The organism is Streptomyces sp. NPDC005761 (assembly GCF_040630635.1).
Taxonomy (GTDB): Bacteria; Actinomycetota; Actinomycetes; order Streptomycetales; family Streptomycetaceae; genus Streptomyces.
In genome coordinates, this window is record NZ_JBEXXX010000047.1 from 46541 (window position 1) to 62275 (window position 15735).

At 71.2% G+C, this 15735-nt stretch carries 11 protein-coding genes and 2 pseudogenes; 5 read left to right on the top strand and 8 right to left on the bottom strand.

Features of this window, described 5'->3' with window-relative positions:
• Nucleotides 1-9: 9 nt before the first annotated feature.
• The gene (locus ABZ434_RS30730; protein WP_359143416.1) at nt 10-1182 is read right to left on the bottom strand and encodes a glycosyltransferase; all 1173 of its coding nucleotides are present in this window, start codon (nt 1180-1182) and stop codon (nt 10-12) included.
• 58 nt (nt 1183-1240) lie between these two features.
• Here ABZ434_RS30730 and ABZ434_RS30735 point away from each other — a divergent pair, with 58 nt between their 5' ends.
• Nucleotides 1241-2026: an aspartate/glutamate racemase family protein gene (locus ABZ434_RS30735; protein ID WP_359143419.1), complete on the top strand. Its 786-nt coding sequence runs from the start codon at nt 1241-1243 to the stop codon at nt 2024-2026.
• Nucleotides 2027-2094: 68 nt separating this feature from the next.
• Entirely contained in the window at nt 2095-2658 is a 564-nt protein-coding gene (locus ABZ434_RS30740; RefSeq protein ID WP_359143422.1) for a hypothetical protein, read from the top strand.
• 31 nt (nt 2659-2689) lie between these two features.
• Here the strand turns inward: ABZ434_RS30740 and ABZ434_RS30745 are convergent, their stop codons facing one another.
• A complete protein-coding gene (locus ABZ434_RS30745) occupies nt 2690-3787 on the bottom strand; it encodes an O-antigen ligase family protein (RefSeq protein WP_359143425.1) in 1098 nt (365 codons plus the stop codon).
• Between the two features lie 193 nt (nt 3788-3980).
• Here ABZ434_RS30745 and lnt point away from each other — a divergent pair, with 193 nt between their 5' ends.
• A complete protein-coding gene (gene lnt / locus ABZ434_RS30750; RefSeq protein ID WP_359143428.1) occupies nt 3981-5576 on the top strand; it encodes an apolipoprotein N-acyltransferase in 1596 nt (531 codons plus the stop codon).
• A 21-nt stretch (nt 5577-5597) separates the two neighbouring features.
• Nucleotides 5598-6080 carry an NUDIX domain-containing protein gene (locus tag ABZ434_RS30755; RefSeq protein WP_359143431.1) on the top strand — a complete coding sequence of 161 codons (483 nt, stop codon included), beginning with the start codon at nt 5598-5600 and terminating at the stop codon, nt 6078-6080.
• Between the two features lie 61 nt (nt 6081-6141).
• Here ABZ434_RS30755 and ABZ434_RS30760 read toward each other — a convergent pair whose 3' ends face one another.
• From ABZ434_RS30760 to ABZ434_RS30785, 6 genes and pseudogenes are all read right to left on the bottom strand, one after another.
• Nucleotides 6142-7530 carry an MFS transporter gene (locus ABZ434_RS30760; RefSeq protein ID WP_359143434.1) on the bottom strand — a complete coding sequence of 463 codons (1389 nt, stop codon included), beginning with the start codon at nt 7528-7530 and terminating at the stop codon, nt 6142-6144.
• 524 nt (nt 7531-8054) lie between these two features.
• Entirely contained in the window at nt 8055-8738 is a 684-nt protein-coding gene (locus ABZ434_RS30765) for a DinB family protein (RefSeq protein ID WP_359143437.1), read from the bottom strand.
• A 177-nt stretch (nt 8739-8915) separates the two neighbouring features.
• A pseudogene (locus ABZ434_RS30770) lies at nt 8916-9781 on the bottom strand (MFS transporter); the annotation flags it as partial.
• Nucleotides 9782-9874: 93 nt separating this feature from the next.
• Nucleotides 9875-10417: pseudogene (locus ABZ434_RS30775) on the bottom strand (cation acetate symporter); the annotation flags it as partial.
• Between the two features lie 110 nt (nt 10418-10527).
• On the bottom strand, nt 10528-10887 hold the full coding sequence (locus ABZ434_RS30780) for a hypothetical protein (RefSeq protein ID WP_359143440.1): 360 nt from the start codon (nt 10885-10887) through the stop codon (nt 10528-10530).
• Nucleotides 10888-11251: 364 nt separating this feature from the next.
• Nucleotides 11252-12628, bottom strand: coding sequence for a glycoside hydrolase family 76 protein (locus ABZ434_RS30785; protein ID WP_359143448.1), 1377 nt, complete (start codon nt 12626-12628; stop codon nt 11252-11254).
• A 586-nt stretch (nt 12629-13214) separates the two neighbouring features.
• Between ABZ434_RS30785 and ABZ434_RS30790 the strand changes: the two genes are divergently transcribed.
• Nucleotides 13215-15735 (top strand): PQQ-dependent sugar dehydrogenase (locus ABZ434_RS30790; protein ID WP_359143443.1); only part of this gene is annotated, 2521 nt, incomplete at its 3' end.

Sequence of the window (15735 nt, forward strand, 5' to 3'; positions counted from 1 at the left end):
CGACGAAGGTCACTGATCCGGTGCGGCCTCGGGACGGGCGTACGTACGCCCCTTCCAGGCCGCACCGCGGCCGCGGTAGTGCTGGACCGCCGAGTCGACCGTCATCAGCAGGTACAGCAGCGCGGTGAACGGCAGCAGTGGAGCGAGCCACAGCGACTGCCGGTAGTACCCCAGCATCGGCATGTACGTGCCGGCCATCACGGCCCAGGCCGCGCCCCCGGCCCACGCCGCCGGCCGGTCGCCGCCCAGCAGTCCCGCCACGAGGGTCACGGGCGGGGCCAGGTAGATGACCGCGAGGCCGAGCACCGTACCGAGCAGCACCAGCGGACTGTGCCGCAGCTGGGCGTACGCGCTCCGCGAGACCATGCGCCACAGGTCGGCCAGGCGCGGATACGGCCGCACGCTGTCCACCCGCTCCGCGAGCCCCAGCCAGATCCTTCCGCCGCTGCGCTGCACCGCCCGCGCAAGGGACACGTCGTCGATCACCGCCTGCCGGATCGACTCCGGAACGCGCGCCCGTACCGCGGCCTCGGTCCGCAGCAGCACGCAGCCGCCTGCGGCGGCCGCCGTCCGCGTCCCCGCCCGGTTCACCCACCGGAACGGATACAGCTGCGAGAAGAAGTAGACGAAGGCCGGTACGACCAGCCGCTCCCAGACGCTCTCCACCCTCAGCCGCGCCATCTGCGAGACCAGGTCGAAGCCGCCCGCCCCCGCGGCCGCCACCAGCTTTCGCAGACTGTCCGGCTCGTGCGCGATGTCGGCGTCCGTGAGCAGCAGGTACTCGGGCTCACGGGACCGGGCGAGCGCGATCCCGTGCCGGACGGCCCAGAGCTTGCCCGTCCAGCCGGGCTCGGGCTCCCCGGGAGACACCACGGTGACCGGCAGCCCCGCGCACCGTACGGACAGCTCACGGGCGACGGCGCCGGTACCGTCCTTGCTGCAGTCGTCCACCAGGAAGACCTCGGCGTGTCCCGGATAGTCCTGCGCCAGCAGCGAAGGCAGGCTCACCGGAAGCATGTCGGCCTCGTCCCGCGCGGGCACCACGATGGCGACGGAGGGCCAGTGGGCCGGGGCCGCGCGGCTCGGCAGCCGCTGGTCGGTGCGCCAGAAGAATCCCTGGCCCAGCAACAGCCACACCCACGCGACAAGCGAAACCACGGCGATCCAGGCAACGGCGCTCATTGGCCGAAGTCTGCCCCACTCCACAGGGACCGCAAGGGCGGTCGACTATGGTGACCGGGTGAAGATCGCGCTCATGGACTCCGGAATCGGCCTGCTCGCCGCCGCCGCCGCAGTACGCCGGCTGAGGCCGGACGCCGATCTGGTGCTCTCGTCGGACCCCGCCAGCATGCCCTGGGGCCCCCGCACGCCCGAGGACGTCACGGCCCGCGCCCTGGCGGTCGCCCGGGCGGCCGCGGAGCACCGGCCCGACGCGCTGATCGTCGCCTGCAACACGGCCTCCGTGCGCGCGCTGGACGCGCTCCGGGCCGAGCTGGAACCCGGGCTGCCGGTCATCGGCACCGTCCCCGCGATCAAGCCGGCCGCCGCAGCCGGCGGCACGGTCGCGATCTGGGCCACCCCGCTCACCACCGGCAGCCCGTACCAGCGCGGACTGATCCGCGACTTCGGCGGTTCCGCGGCCCTGACCGAGGTGCCCTGCCCCGGCCTGGCCGACGCCGTCGAGCACGCGGACGAGGCCGGGATCCAGAAGGCCCTGGCCGCGGCCGCCGCGCTCACACCGCCCGATGCGCAGGCCGTCGTGCTGGGCTGCACCCACTACGAACTGGTCGCCGAACGCATCCGCGACGCCGTCCAGCAGCCCGGCCGTCCGCCCCTCGTCCTGCACGGGTCCGCCGGCGCCGTCGCCGCGCAGGCCCTGCGCCGGATCGGGGCCGAGCCCGCTCCGTCGGCCGAACCCTCCGCCGGACTCGTCGTCCTGCTCGGGGGGCGCCCGGCCGGGCTCCCGGAAGCCGCCCTGGCCTACCAGGAAGGGCGCAGGCTCGCCGCAGTCAGCTCCGCCCGCTGACCGTCCGGCAACCCGGCGGGGCCGTCGGACCCGTCCCGTCGCGCGGATTCTTCAGTACGCTGCTTGGCATGGAGGACCACCCCCGAAAACCGACGCGAACCGGTGCCGAGACCCACACCGCGGTCTGGACCGGCCGGGCCACCAACCGGACCCAGTGGGTGCTCGCGGCTGCCGGCGCCGCCTGTCTGGCGCTCGGCATCCAGCTCGCCGTCAGCTCCACCTGGACCTCAGGCATCGCCCCGCTGCTGATGTCGGTGATCGGCTGCATGGCCGCCGGACTGCTCATGCTGTTCGGCACCCTCGCGTTCGTGAACGTGGCGGTCCGCGTCGACGGCGACGCCCTGGAAGTGCGCTGCGGCCACATGGGCCTGCCGCGCCGCCGGATCCTGCTCACGCATGTGGTGGCCGCGGAGTTCACTCCCCAGGTCACCCCCCGGCAGTGGGGCGGCTGGGGCTACCGCTGGCGCCCCGAGCAGGGCACGGCCGTCGTCGTGCGCCGGGGCGAGGGTCTGGTGCTCAGGCTCGGCGACGGCAGGACCTTCACGGTCACGGTCGACGACGCGGAGGCAGGAGCCCGGTTCATCCGCGACCGCCTGCACCTGCCGTCCACCGGCACACCGGCCGGGGCCTGACCGCCGGGCACTGCGGCCCGGCCCGGCCTGTTCACAGCCCGGCCCGGCCGGCCTGCGGGTGGTGCGCGGGCACGCCGTCACTGCCGCGTAACGACCGCGTCCCGCCGTGACCGCCCGCCTCGATCGGCCGCCTGGCCGACGCCAGCCCGGCGAGCAGACCCGCCCCCGCCGTCACCGGAGTGAAACTCAGAGCGTTGCCGACACTCGCCAACGCCGCCAGTGCCGTGAGCGCCGCCCCGGCGGTCAGGGCGACCGCGGTGCTGCGCGGCGAGCGCCACAACACGTACAGCAGCCAGCCGAACGCGGCTGCCAGCAGTACCACTCCCACCACTCCCTGCTCCGCCGCCTGCTGCAGCGCCGCCGAGTGCGGCTTGCCGTCCGAACCGAGGGTCTGCTGCGCGGTCGGGCTCAGCTCGGCGAAGCGGTCCGGGCCGATGCCGAGAGCCGGGTGCTCCTCGGCCAGCCGCGCGGCGTCCTGCCACAGCTGCACCCGGTTACTGGTCAGCTGGCCCTCGAGGGAGATCATGAGGCCGTCGGGCAGGGCGTCCTCGGCCACCGCCCAGGTCACGACACCCATCAGGCAGGCAGCCAACGCCAGACCGGCGAGACCCAGCAGCCGGCTGCGCATCCTGGCCGCCGCCAGGGAACAGAGCAGGACGCCGATCGCCGCCGCGAACCCGGCGACGGAACCGAGCCCCAGCGCGGCGCAGGCCGTGCCGAGAGCCAGCAGGCGCAGAGTGAACCGCAGCGACTCCCGTCGGGCCGCGGCAGCCGCGCAGCAGGCAGCACCGGCCGCCAGCACCAGCAGCGAGGCTGCCGCACCGGTGTGCCCGGGGGCGGTTTCCGCGGCTGACGTCGCGCCGGGCATGCCGTGGCGCCAGACCATCGCCATGACGAGAGCGGCCAGGGCGGCGAAGCTCGCGGCGGCCACCGGCAGCAGCGTTCCGCAGATGCGCCCGCAGGCGAAACCCGCCGCGACGGCGAGCAGCGCGAGCAGCACCCCTTCGGGCCGCGTCTCGCGACCGGCCGCGCTGATCAGTGACCAGATCGCACAGGCGGCGAGAATGAGAGCGCCGGCACCGTCCGACGCGTTGCCGCCCTCGGGCCGCCGCCCTGCTGGTTCAGCCATCACGTCCGTCCCCCGGCCTGTGACCGTCCCGTTCGCGAGGGCCGGATACGGCCCGGTCGGCGGGGGACTGGCGCACAGATTAACGGGCACGGCGCCCATATGTGCAGGAGATGCGGAGAAACGATCCGGCGGGAAGGATTCCGGCACCGGGACGGGCTCCCCGGTGTCGGCCCGCCACCGTAGACTCCGCCGGGTGAGCACCACCATCGCCCAGGTCGGCGACCCGCAGATGCCTGATTCCGCCCCCCGGGCCCGGCGCCTGCTGTCGCGCCTCGCACGGCCCGCCGCCGCCGTGCTCTCCGGGGTGCTGCTGTATGCGAGCTTCCCGCCCCGGCCCCTGTGGTGGCTGGTCCTGCCCGGGTTCGCGCTGCTGGGCTGGGTGCTGTTCGAGCGCAGGTTCCGGGCCGCGTTCGGCCTCGGTCTGCTCGCCGGCCTCGGCTTCATGCTGCCGCTGCTGCACTGGACCGGCGAAGAGGTCGGGCCGGTGCCATGGCTGGCCCTCGCCGCGGCCGAGGCGCTGTTCATCGCCGTGGGCTGCATCGGCATCTCCGCCGTGTCCCGCCTCGCCGGCTGGCCACTGTGGGCGGCCGCCGTCTGGACGCTCGACGAGGCGCTCCGGGCCAGGGTGCCGTTCGGCGGATTCCCCTGGGGCAAGATCGCCTTCGGGCAGGCCGACAGCATCTTCCTGCCGCTCGCGGCCCTGGGCGGCACCCCGCTCCTGTCCTTCGCCGTGGTGCTGTGCGGCTTCGGCCTCTTCGAGGCGGTCCGCCGCTTCCGTATCCACCGCGCCACGGGTGAACTGCCCCGGATCGCCGCCGCTGCGACCGCGGCCGCCGTCCTGGTACCCGTCGCCGCGGCCCTCGCGTCGCTGCCCCTGGTGGACGACTCCGCCGAGAACGGCACCGCGACCGTCGCCGCGATCCAGGGCAACGTGCCGCGGCTCGGACTCGACTTCAACTCCCAGCGCCGCGCCGTCCTGGACAACCATGCCAACCGCACCGAGCAGCTCGCCCGGGACGTCAAGGCGGGCAAGGTCCCGCAGCCGGACTTCGTCCTGTGGCCCGAGAACTCCTCCGACCTCGACCCCTACCGCAACGCCGACGCGAGGATCGTCATCGACGACGCGGTGAAGGCGATCGGCGTGCCGACCGTGGTCGGCGCGGTCGTCGAACCCGACACCGGCGCCCTGCGCAACACCCTCATCCAGTGGGACCCGGACAAGGGGCCCGTGGCCACGTACGACAAGCGCCACATCCAGCCGTTCGGCGAGTACATGCCGATGCGGTCCTTCGTGCGCATCTTCAGCTCGGACGTCGACCGGGTGCAGCGCGACTTCGGACCCGGCAAGAAGGTCGGCGTCTTCGACCTGGCGGGCACCGACGTCGGTCTGGTCACCTGCTACGAGGCCGCGTTCGACGACGCCGTGCGCGACACGGTCGAGCACGGCGCCCAGATGATCGCCGTCCCCAGCAACAACGCCACCTTCGGCCGCAGCGAGATGACCTACCAGCAGCTCGCCATGTCCCGGGTACGCGCGGTCGAGCACAGCCGCTCCGTGGTCGTCCCGGTCACCAGCGGGGTGAGCGCGGTGATCCGCCCGGACGGCACCATCGTCCGGAAGACAAAGATGTTCACGCCGGACGCCCTGGTGGACGAGGTGCCGCTGCGCTCCTCACTGACGCCGGCGACCCGGATGGGCCCGCTCCCCGAAGGACTGCTGTCCCTGCTCGCGGTGATCGGCCTCGGCTGGGTGACGACGCGGGCGGTGCGCGCCCGACGCACCCCCTGACGCGCCACGTAGGGTCGTCGCATGGCCACTCCTGACTTCATCCGCGAGATCCGCGCCACCGCGGGTCACCAGTTGCTCCTGCTGCCCGGCGTCAGCGCCGTCGTCTTCGACGACGAGGGCAGAGTGCTGCTCGGGCGACGCGCCGACACCGGCAAGTGGTCGGTGATCGGAGGCATCTCCGAGCCCGGGGAGCAGCCCGCGACGACGGCGGAGCGCGAGGTGTACGAGGAGACGGCCGTGCACTGCGTGGCGGAGCGGGTGGTGCTCACCCAGGCCCTGCCGGCCATGCAGTACGAGAACGGCGACCGCTGCCAGTACCTGGACATCACCTTCCGCTGCCGCGCCACCGGAGGCACGGCCCGGGTCAACGACGACGAGTCGCTCGAGGTGGGCTGGTTCCACGTCGACGCGCTGCCGCCCCTGCACGAGTTCGCGCTCTTCAGGATCAAGCAGTCGCTGACCGACGGCCCCACCTGGTTCGAGTCCACCGCCCCGCAGACGTGAGGGAGGGGCCGGGCGGCTGTTCACGCGGCCACCCGGCCCCTCGACCACTGCGGATCAGCCGCTACCCGGCCAGGTGTGCGGCATCTGCCTTCTCTTCCGCGGGCGCGGCCTGGCCGGCGCCCGCATCGACGTCCGCCAAATCCCGGTGCCTGGTCTCCTTGGCGCAGACGACGGCCAGCACGGTGATGAGCGCAGCGACGATCACATAGAGGGCGATCGGCGTCGAACTGTCGTAGTCGGCGAGCAGCGCCGTGGCGATGAGCGGCGCCGGGGCACCGGCCGCGACGGACGAGAACTGGGCGCCGATCGACGCGCCCGAGTACCGCATCCGGGTCGCGAACAGCTCGGAGAAGAACGCCGCCTGCGGTGCGTACATCGCCCCGTGGAAGAACAGCCCGACGGTGACGGCGAGCAGCAGGCTCCAGAAGCTCCGGCTGTCGATCAGCGCGAAGAACGGGAACATCCAGAGGCCGACCCCGACGGCGCCGACCAGGTAGACCGGCCTGCGCCCTACCCGGTCCGACAGCGCACCCCACAGCGGGATGACGGCGAAGTGGATCGCCGAGGCGATGAGGACGGCGTTGAGGGCCGTCTGCTTGCTCAGATCGGCCGCTGTGGTCGCGTAGACGAGGATGAACGCCGTGATGACGTAGTAGCTGATGTTCTCCGCCATCCTGGCGCCCATGGCGATCAGCACATCGCGCCAGTGGTGCCGCAGCACGGCCACCACGGGCATCTTCTCCGTCGTCCCGGAGGCGGCTCTGCGCTCCTCGGCCTGTGCCAGCGCCGCCTTGAACAACGGCGATTCATCGACAGACAGACGAATCCACAAACCGACCATGACCAGTACGCCGGAGAGCAGGAAGGGGATGCGCCAGCCCCAGGCCTCGAAGGACGAGTCCGACATGAGCGCGGTGAGCGCGGAGAGCACCCCGGTGGCGAGCAACTGACCGGCCGGCGCACCGGTCTGCGGCCACGAGGCCCAGAAGCCGCGGCGCTTCGCATCCCCGTGCTCCGACACCAGCAGCACGGCCCCGCCCCATTCGCCGCCGAGGGCGAAACCCTGCACCAGCCGCAACACGGTGAGCAGTACCGGAGCGGCGACGCCGACGGTGGCGTGCGTCGGCAGGAGCCCGATCGCGAACGTGGCCCCGCCCATCATCAGCAGGCTGAGCACCAGCAGCTTCTTGCGCCCGAGCCGGTCGCCGTAGTGCCCGAACACCAGGGCGCCGATAGGCCGTGCGGCGAAGCCGACCGCGTACGTGAGGAAGGACAGGAGGGTGCCGACCAGCGGCTCGGAGTCGGGAAAGAAGAGCTTGTTGAAGACCAGGGCGGCCGCTGATCCGTACAGGAAGAAGTCGTACCACTCGATGGTCGTGCCGATGAGGCTGGCGGCGACGATGCGCCGGAGGTTGGAGGCGGGTGGGGGAGCGGATGCCGGTTCGGCCATGGGTACCACTTCCGGGCGGTGGGCGGTGGGCGGGGACGGGACGTGTCGCCATACCGTAGGAAGGGGCAGGTCAGGGGCGTATGTGGCGGGACACCATAGTTCGGGTGGCGGGGGTGCGGGCGGGCGCTACGGGGACGTGACCGGGAGCCGAATTCGTCGCATCGAGCGGGCCTGGAGGGGGCTGTCCGAGTTGCACGGTTCGCCATGATTCAGTGGGGCGGTGCTGACTCCCGTGCTGACTTGGTGCGGTCCGCGGACCCGTCTGAACGGCAACAGGCAGCCCACCGCCCGGACCCTTCAGCTATCACGGCTGCACGGCTTACCGACGCAGGGTCACCGCAGGGCCGACGGCACCCTCGGGCTACGTGCCTGGAATCGAGTTTCCCTCTCCCGCTTGGTAGTCGGCTCCGGAAATCTTTCCAGGGAGACTCCACCGGCGAGGAGACCCGTCATGACCACTGGCCAGCACCAGTGTTCGGTGCGGGAGGGCCATCGGCGTTGTGGGTGGGTCGGGCGGCGCGACGTCAGCCGTTACTGACCGGCCTCTTCGGGTTCGCCGCGCTCTCAGCCGTCATCGCAAGCGCCGGTAGGGAAGCTGATGTCAGGCTGCCCGATGGGTCCGCCTCAGCCCTGATCGATGCGGCCGACCTGGCGGCGCGCTCGATCTTCGCGCGATGGGCGGCACGGGCTGCCTCGTCGATCTGCTTCTCGTGTTCGGGGCGCAGCCCGGTCCGGCCGTCGAGCCCCTCGCGCAGGATGTCGGCGTGCCCGGCATGCCGGATGGACTCGCCGAGGACGTGGACCATGACGGCGAACAGGTTCGTGTGGGAATGAGGCTCCGGCCACCACGGCACGTGGCCGGGGGCGTCGAGAGGAAGCGCGTCGATCGTCGCGTCCGAGTGTTCCCACGAACGCCGGTAGAACTCGATGATCTGATCGCGGGTCTCGTCCTCGGTCGCCCACAGATCGCCGCCGTCGTGGTCCTGCCACCGGGGCAGCCGTTCCGGGGAGGGGCGGTCGAAGACCTCGCCGAAGTACCTGGCCTCGACGGTGGCCACGTGTTTGACCAGGCCGAGGAGGTTGGTCCCGGTCGCCGTCAGAGGTCGGCGGGCGTCGTATTCGGACAGGCCGTCGAGTTTCCAGAGCAGCGCCTCTCGGTCCCGCCGCAGTCTCCCGTGCAGGTTGTCCTTCGCGAATTGGTCGATCATGCGGCATGAACCTTTCGTGGGCTGTTCGTGGTCTCAGCATCCCGTACGTGGTCCGCAACCGCCGGCAGAGCCGGGACTCAGGAGTCCTCGGACAATGACCGATCGGGAGTGACCGCCTGTCAGGGAGCCGTGGGGGCGGGGTGTGTGACGGCTCGCGGCCGGTCCGGCCTGCGCCGGCTACCGTGCGAGAGAACTGCACGCATGCTGTTCGGTGCCGTTCTCCGTTCCGGTTGGGTAGTTCGGGGCGGGGACCGGGGAGGCGGGCGGGCGCCAGGTGAGAATCCAGCCGACGGTGAGCACCGCCGCGCCGCCTGCCAGGGCGATTGCGCCGCCTGTTCCGATGCTTGCGGCCATCGAGCCGAAGCAGGCCGGCCCGACGCCCTGCAGCGTCATGCTGCCGGAGCCGAGCAGACCGAAGGCCTGACCCTGGCCGTCCTGCGGCAGGGCGTCCAGGAATGGCCGTTGCAGGCCGAGAGCGTAGGCGAAACCGAAGCCGCTGAGCAGCAGGCAGGACGAGACGCCCACTCCGGGCTCGGTAGCGAAGCCGACCAGAGGCAGCCCTGTCAGCGCAGTCAACGGGACCACCAGTCGCTCCCGGGAGGGCGGCGTAGCAGTCGGCCCACCAGCAGGTCACCGACAAGCATGCCGACCGGCAGACAGCCCATCAGCACCGCGTACCAGCCAGGTGCGAAGTGGCGTCCTCCGGCGTAGGCCACGATCAGGCCTTCCGCGCCCGCTACGCACGCGGGTGGTAGCCATTGGGCCAGGATCAGTCGGCGTACCGTACGTTCGCGCAGCAGCAGGCGGGTGCCGTGCAGGCTCGTGCGGACGGTCCCGCTAGCGCCCCGGGCGCTGCCGGGTGTGCCGTCGAACTGTTCCGGTCGCAATCGGGGTAGCCGGATTCGGATGGTGAGGGCGCAGCCGAGGTCGAGGGCGGCGCTGACCGAGAGTGCCCGGTGCGGGCCGAGGGCCGCGACGGCCACACCTCCCAGTGCCAGGCCGAACAGTTGCCCGCCGGAGGCCAGGACCATCGACTGGCCGAGTCGGTTCAGCATGCCCAGGGAGTCGCCGCGGTGCTGCGCCCCTGGGGCGAGGAGCGCGTCCTCGAGACCGCTGCCCTGCACCGCGGCCGCCCACAGGCGCGTGGACGACCAGCCGAAGCGGTGCAGGACCGCAACGGCCACGACCGTCATCACCACCAGAAGCAGCACGACCTTGACGGATTGGACGTGTGCCGTGCCGCGAATCCCGCCGCTGACGGCCAGGGAGATCATCAGCACTCCGGCGACGGCGATGCAGGTGGATCTGACCGCACCGTCGGAGCTGCCGAGGACGAACGAGCCGAGCATCCCGACGGAGGTGAGCTGGAGGACCAGGTAGGGCACGCACAGGGCCAGGGTCACCAAGCCCAGAGCGAGGCGCACACTGCGGCCCGGGAGTCGCTGGAAGAGAGCGTCGCCGAGTGTGTGCCCGCCGGCCGCTCGCAGCGGTCTCGCGGTGACGAACACGACGAGAACCAAGACCGTCACACCTCCGAGCGCCAGCATGAGACCGTCGTACCCGGTGAGCGCGATGGCGCTGACGAGGGACAACAGCGTGACCGTGGACAGGCATTCGCCACTGAGGGCCAGCCCGCTCTGCCAGGGGCTCTGAGGACGGTCGTCCGCGCCCACGAACATCGCGGCATCGTCCAGGTCGACGCCCGTCGCCAGCCAGAGCAGCCCGCACAGCCCGGCGAAGACGACGAGAATCTCCACGACCGGCTGGGTTCCGGTCGGGCCGACGACGTTCACCGTGCCGCCCGGTCACCGGAGAGGAACCGCTCGGCGAGCGAGTGCCGCCGCGGTGCGTCCTCGCCGCGACAGCGGAGGGCGTGCCCGAGCAGTGCCCATCCGGTCAGCGCGGCCTGCAGTACGAGGAGGAGCACGGCGATCGACAGGTGTCCCGCGACAGGCGTGCGCAGACCCGTGCCTGCGGTGGCGCTGACGCCGGTCACCAGCACGAAGCCGCCCATCATGCGGACGGTGTGGCGGCAGATCGGGGGCGGAACCGTCGGCGGGTGAGCCGTCTCCGGCGGATCGCCGGCCAACGGGGCGGTGTGCGGTGCGGGACCGGCGGGAGTGGAGTGCCAGGGATGTGCGCTGGTCACGGGGTCTCCAGGGCGGCAGAGGGGACGACGGTGCCGCACGTCAACGGGCTCGTGTCGTGGCTACGACGGGAGAGCGGTGAGCGGTCCGTGTCGGGCTGCTCAGGATGAGGCGGCAGCAGACATGCGGTCCAGAGCGGACCGACAACTGTGTGACCCGGCCCATTTGTCGCCCACGCCTGGTGGAGGGCCCCACATGCGCGTCACACGTCGCGAACCGGGTGCGGCCGGGCTGACTCCCGCGCTGACCGGCGCTGATCGGGATCCCATCCGTGCCCGTCGGTGCCGGCACGTGCGCGCCGTGTGCGCACGTGCCGGGGTCGCACCGCCACATGGTCCGGCTCCATGGGCGCTGGTGCCCGCTTCCTCAGCCCGTGGCGGCGTTGAGGAGGTCGAGGACGCTCTGCTGGCAGCCGTAGTCGGTGGTGCCGTTGCCGCCGCTCCAGTGCGGGCCGTACTGGTCGAGCGGGTTGCGGTCGTGGTCGTAGGCGCTGTTCGCCCAGCGGGTGAGGGCGGGGGTGTAGGGGTGGTCGGACAGTTGGCGGTTGAGGTAGCCCAGGCCGCGGACGTAGGCACCCTTGAAGCTGGGGCCGTCTCCGGTACAGCTGTCGCCCTCGCCGGGCTCGCGCAGAACGCCGTTCGTTTCGAGTCGCTTGGTGGAGGCGTCGGCCAGTTCGCGTGCGGTCGTCAGGAGGCCGGCGTCACCGGTGGCCTTGTGGAACTCCGTCAGCGCGCCCAGGATCACGCCCTGGTTGTAGGTCCAGGTGGGCTGGCCGTTGTTGGCGCAGGCATCGGTGAGACCGTCGTTGATCATGCGGTCACCGTTGATCATGCCGCTGCCCCGGAACCAGTTCCATTCGCTCTTCGCCCGGTCCAGATACGTGGTGTCACCGGGGATGCGGTTGTGCAGGGCCGAAGTGAGGCGGAGGTACAGCTCGTTGGTGATGGCGTTCTTGTAGTTGCCGTTCGAGTTCCAGCGCACCCCGCCGCCACAGGTGTTGTTCCAGTTCGCGTGCATGTGGTCCGCGTCGGCCCGCGCGGTGTTCAGGTAGCGGCTGTCACCGGTCGCGTCGTAGGCGGCGACCCAGGCCAGGCCCCACCACCCCGTGTCGTCGAGGTACTCGTTGCGGAACTGCCCTCCCTGCGCGTTGATGTTCCTGTCGTACGTCTCGGCGATGGCGTAGGTGTAGCTGCCCATGCCGCTGATCCGGCTGTTGTCGATGATCGCGGTCAGGGCGTTGGCGGCGGTCCACCAGCCGTTGCCGCCGAAGAGCTTGCTGTTCCGGTCGTACGACATCATGAGCGCGGTGGCTGCCGCGGTGCTCCGGCTGCCCGCGTTCCAGGTGGTCCGAGCCCAGGGCGTGCACGCGATGGCGCCGCCGGCCGGCTGGCCACAGGCCCGAAGGGCTCCGACGCCCTTCGTGTTCCAGTCGTCGACGTTGTACATCTGCGTGCGCCAGCCCGTACCTCCGGAGGGGACAGCGGTGTCGCCGAGGCGGCTTCCTCCGTCCCAGGTCCGGCCACCGTCCATGGACCGGTCCAGCCACACACGGTCGGCGGAGCCGCCGTTGTCGATGGATGCCCAGCCCATCGCGTCGCCGTCGTCGAAGTGCAGCGCCACCGATCTTCCGGAGACCGAAGCGGTGACGGGGACGCGATCCTGGGCGCTCGACGCCGGGTCACGCGCATCGCAGTACGTGTTGCACACGGCTGCGGGCGCCGCGGCGGCGGAGGGCGCCGACATCCCGCAGAGAAGGAGGGGAGACAACGTTGTCAGCGTGGCGAGCAACGCCGTCTGAACGGACCTGAGTGGCTTCATGGGGGGAGGCTCCCGAAACGTTTGGTCGCGGTGGGGGATGCTCTCCCGGCCGAGGGAGAGCGCTCCCTGAAACTAGCCAGGCCGCATGGCCACGTCAACGGATCGGCCGCACCTGCTCGCCGCCCTCCGCGGCGGTGGCGGGGGCGAGTGCCGCCGGGGCGTCCCGCACGCTCGGACTCGTCATGTGCAGTGGCCTGGAAGGTGGGCGGGGGCGCGATCGACCCTCTCCCGGGTGGTGCGCGGGCATGCGACGCACCGGGAACCGGTGTACCTGGCAACGGAGTTGGGGCGGGCTTCTGAACACCCGGCACTTTGTCCCCCCACGGAGAAAAGTTCGGGTCTGACGTGTCAAAGGGGTTTCTGGTTGATGGAAAAGCCATTACCTTCCTGGTCTGTACCGGATGACAAGGATGCGTTCGCCCAACTCCCTCCCAGGGCGCCCGTGTTCCCGGCGCGACGGCGCGCGCCTGTAGCGAGACCCCCCAGTCCCGTTCACTCACGGAGGATGCGCGTGCACAGGAGACTCACCCGACCCCTCGCGGCGCTCGCCGGCACCCTGCTGGCTGCCGCAGGCGCCCTCACCGTCCAGCAGGGCCCGGCCCAAGCGGCTGCCGCGGACCCCGTGTTCCAGCAGGTCACCCTCGCCAAGGGGGTGGCCGAGACCGGCGAGCCGATGACGCTCGCCGTCCTGCCGAACCGGTCGGTCCTGCACACCTCAAGGGACGGCACCCTGCGCCTCACCGACGCGGCCGGCGCCACCAAGGTCGCCGGCAAGCTGGACGTCTACTCGCACGACGAGGAAGGCCTCCAGGGCGTCGGCGTCGACCCCGCCTTCACCACGAACCGCTTCGTCTACCTCTACTACGCCCCGAAGCTCACCACCCCCTCCGGGGATGCCCCCGCGGACGGCTCGACAGCCGACTTCGCCCCCTTCGACGGCGTCAACCGGCTCTCCCGATTCGTCCTGAAGACCGACGGCACCCTGGACGCCGCCAGCGAGAAGAAGGTCCTGGACGTCCCCGCGAGCCGCGGGCTCTGCTGCCACGTCGGCGGCGACATCGACTTCGACGCCCAGGGCAACCTGTACCTCTCCACCGGCGACGACAGCAATCCCTTCGCCTCCGACGGCTACACGCCGATCGACGAGCGGCCCACCCGCAACCCCGCATACGACGCCCAGCGCTCGGCCGGCAATACCAACGACCTGCGGGGCAAAGTCCTGCGGATCAAGGTCAACGCCGACGGAGGCTACTCCGTCCCGGCGGGCAACCTCTTCGCCCCCGGCACCGCGAAGACCAGGCCCGAGATCTACGCCATGGGCTTCCGGAACCCCTTCCGGATGACCGTCGACAAGCCCACCGGCACGGTCTACCTGGGCGACTACGGCCCCGACGCGGGTACATCGAGCGCCACCCGCGGGCCCGCCGGGCAGGTCGAGTTCAACCGCATCACCAAGGCCGGCAACTACGGCTGGCCCTACTGCACCGGCAAGAACAACGCCTACGTCGACTACAACTTCGCCACCTCGACGTCCGGCTCCGCGTTCTCCTGCTCCGCGCCCAGGAACACCTCACCGAACAACACCGGCCTCACCGACCTCCCCCCGGTCCAGCCCGCCTGGATCCCGTACGACGGCGGCTCGGTACCGGAGTTCGGCAGCGGCTCGGAGTCGCCCATGGGCGGTCCGGTCTACCACTACGACGCGGCCTCGACCTCCGAGGTCAAGTTCCCCGAGGGCTACGACGGGGACTTCTTCGCGGGCGAGTTCGGCCGCAAGTGGATCAAGCGCATCGAACAGACCGGCGACGGCACCGTACAGTCCATCAACGCCTTCCCCTGGCAAGGCACTCAGGTCATGGACATGACCTTCGGCCCGGACGGTGCGCTGTACGTGCTCGATTACGGCACCGGCTACTTCAACGGGGACGAGAACAGCGCGGTCTACCGCATCGAGAACGTCAGCGGCGGCCGGTCCCCGCTCGCCCAGGCCTCGGCCGACCGCACCTCGGGCACGTCCCCGCTCGCCGTGAAGTTCTCCTCGGCGGGAACCTCCGACCCCGACGGCGACCCGCTGTCCTACGCCTGGAAGTTCGGTGACGGGGGCACCTCGACGTCGGCCAGCCCGGCGCACACCTACACCGCCAATGGTCAGTACAGCGCGGAGCTGACGGTCTCCGACGGCACCGGCCGGACGGCGACCGCCTCCGTCACCGTGACGGTGGGCAACACCGCGCCCACGGTGAAGCTGGAACTGCCCCTGGACGGCCGGATCATCGACCCCGGTGCGGCGGTGCCGTTCAAGGTGACCGTCAGCGACCCGGAGGACGGCACCATCGACTGCTCGAAGGTCAAGGTCACCTTCATCGTCGGCCACGACAGCCACGGCCACCCGCAGACCTCTGCGACCGGCTGCTCCGGCACCGTACAGACCATCGCCGACGGTGAGCACGACCCCAACGCGAACATCTTCGGCGTGTGGGACGCGGAATACACCGACAAGGGAGCGAACGGGCAGCCCGCTCTCACCACGCACGACGAGCACATCAGCCAGCCCAGCCACCGCCAGGCCGAGCACTACGGGGGTTCCGCCGGGGTGTCGGTCGTCAGTCACGCCGCGGCCCACGGCGGCAAGACCGTGGGCAACATCGAGAACGGCGACTGGATCTCCTTCAAGCCCTACGCTCTCGACAACGCCACCAAGCTGACCGCCCGCGTCTCGTCCGCCGGTGCCGGTGGCACGCTCGAGGTGCGCGCGGGCTCGCCCACCGGCACCCTGCTCGGTTCCGTGGCCGTCCCCGTGACCGGCAGCTGGGAGACGTTCCAGGACGTGTCCACGAACCTGACCGACCGCCCGGCGGGCACCACCACGCTCCACCTCGTCTTCAAGGGCGGCAGCGGGGCCCTCTTCGACGTGGACGAATTCACCGTCACCACCTCCGGCACCTCCGGTCCTCGTGAGGGTGTGATCACGGGTATCGGTGGCAAGTGCGTGGATGTGGACGGGGCCGCGTCGGCGGACGGGACGCAGATCC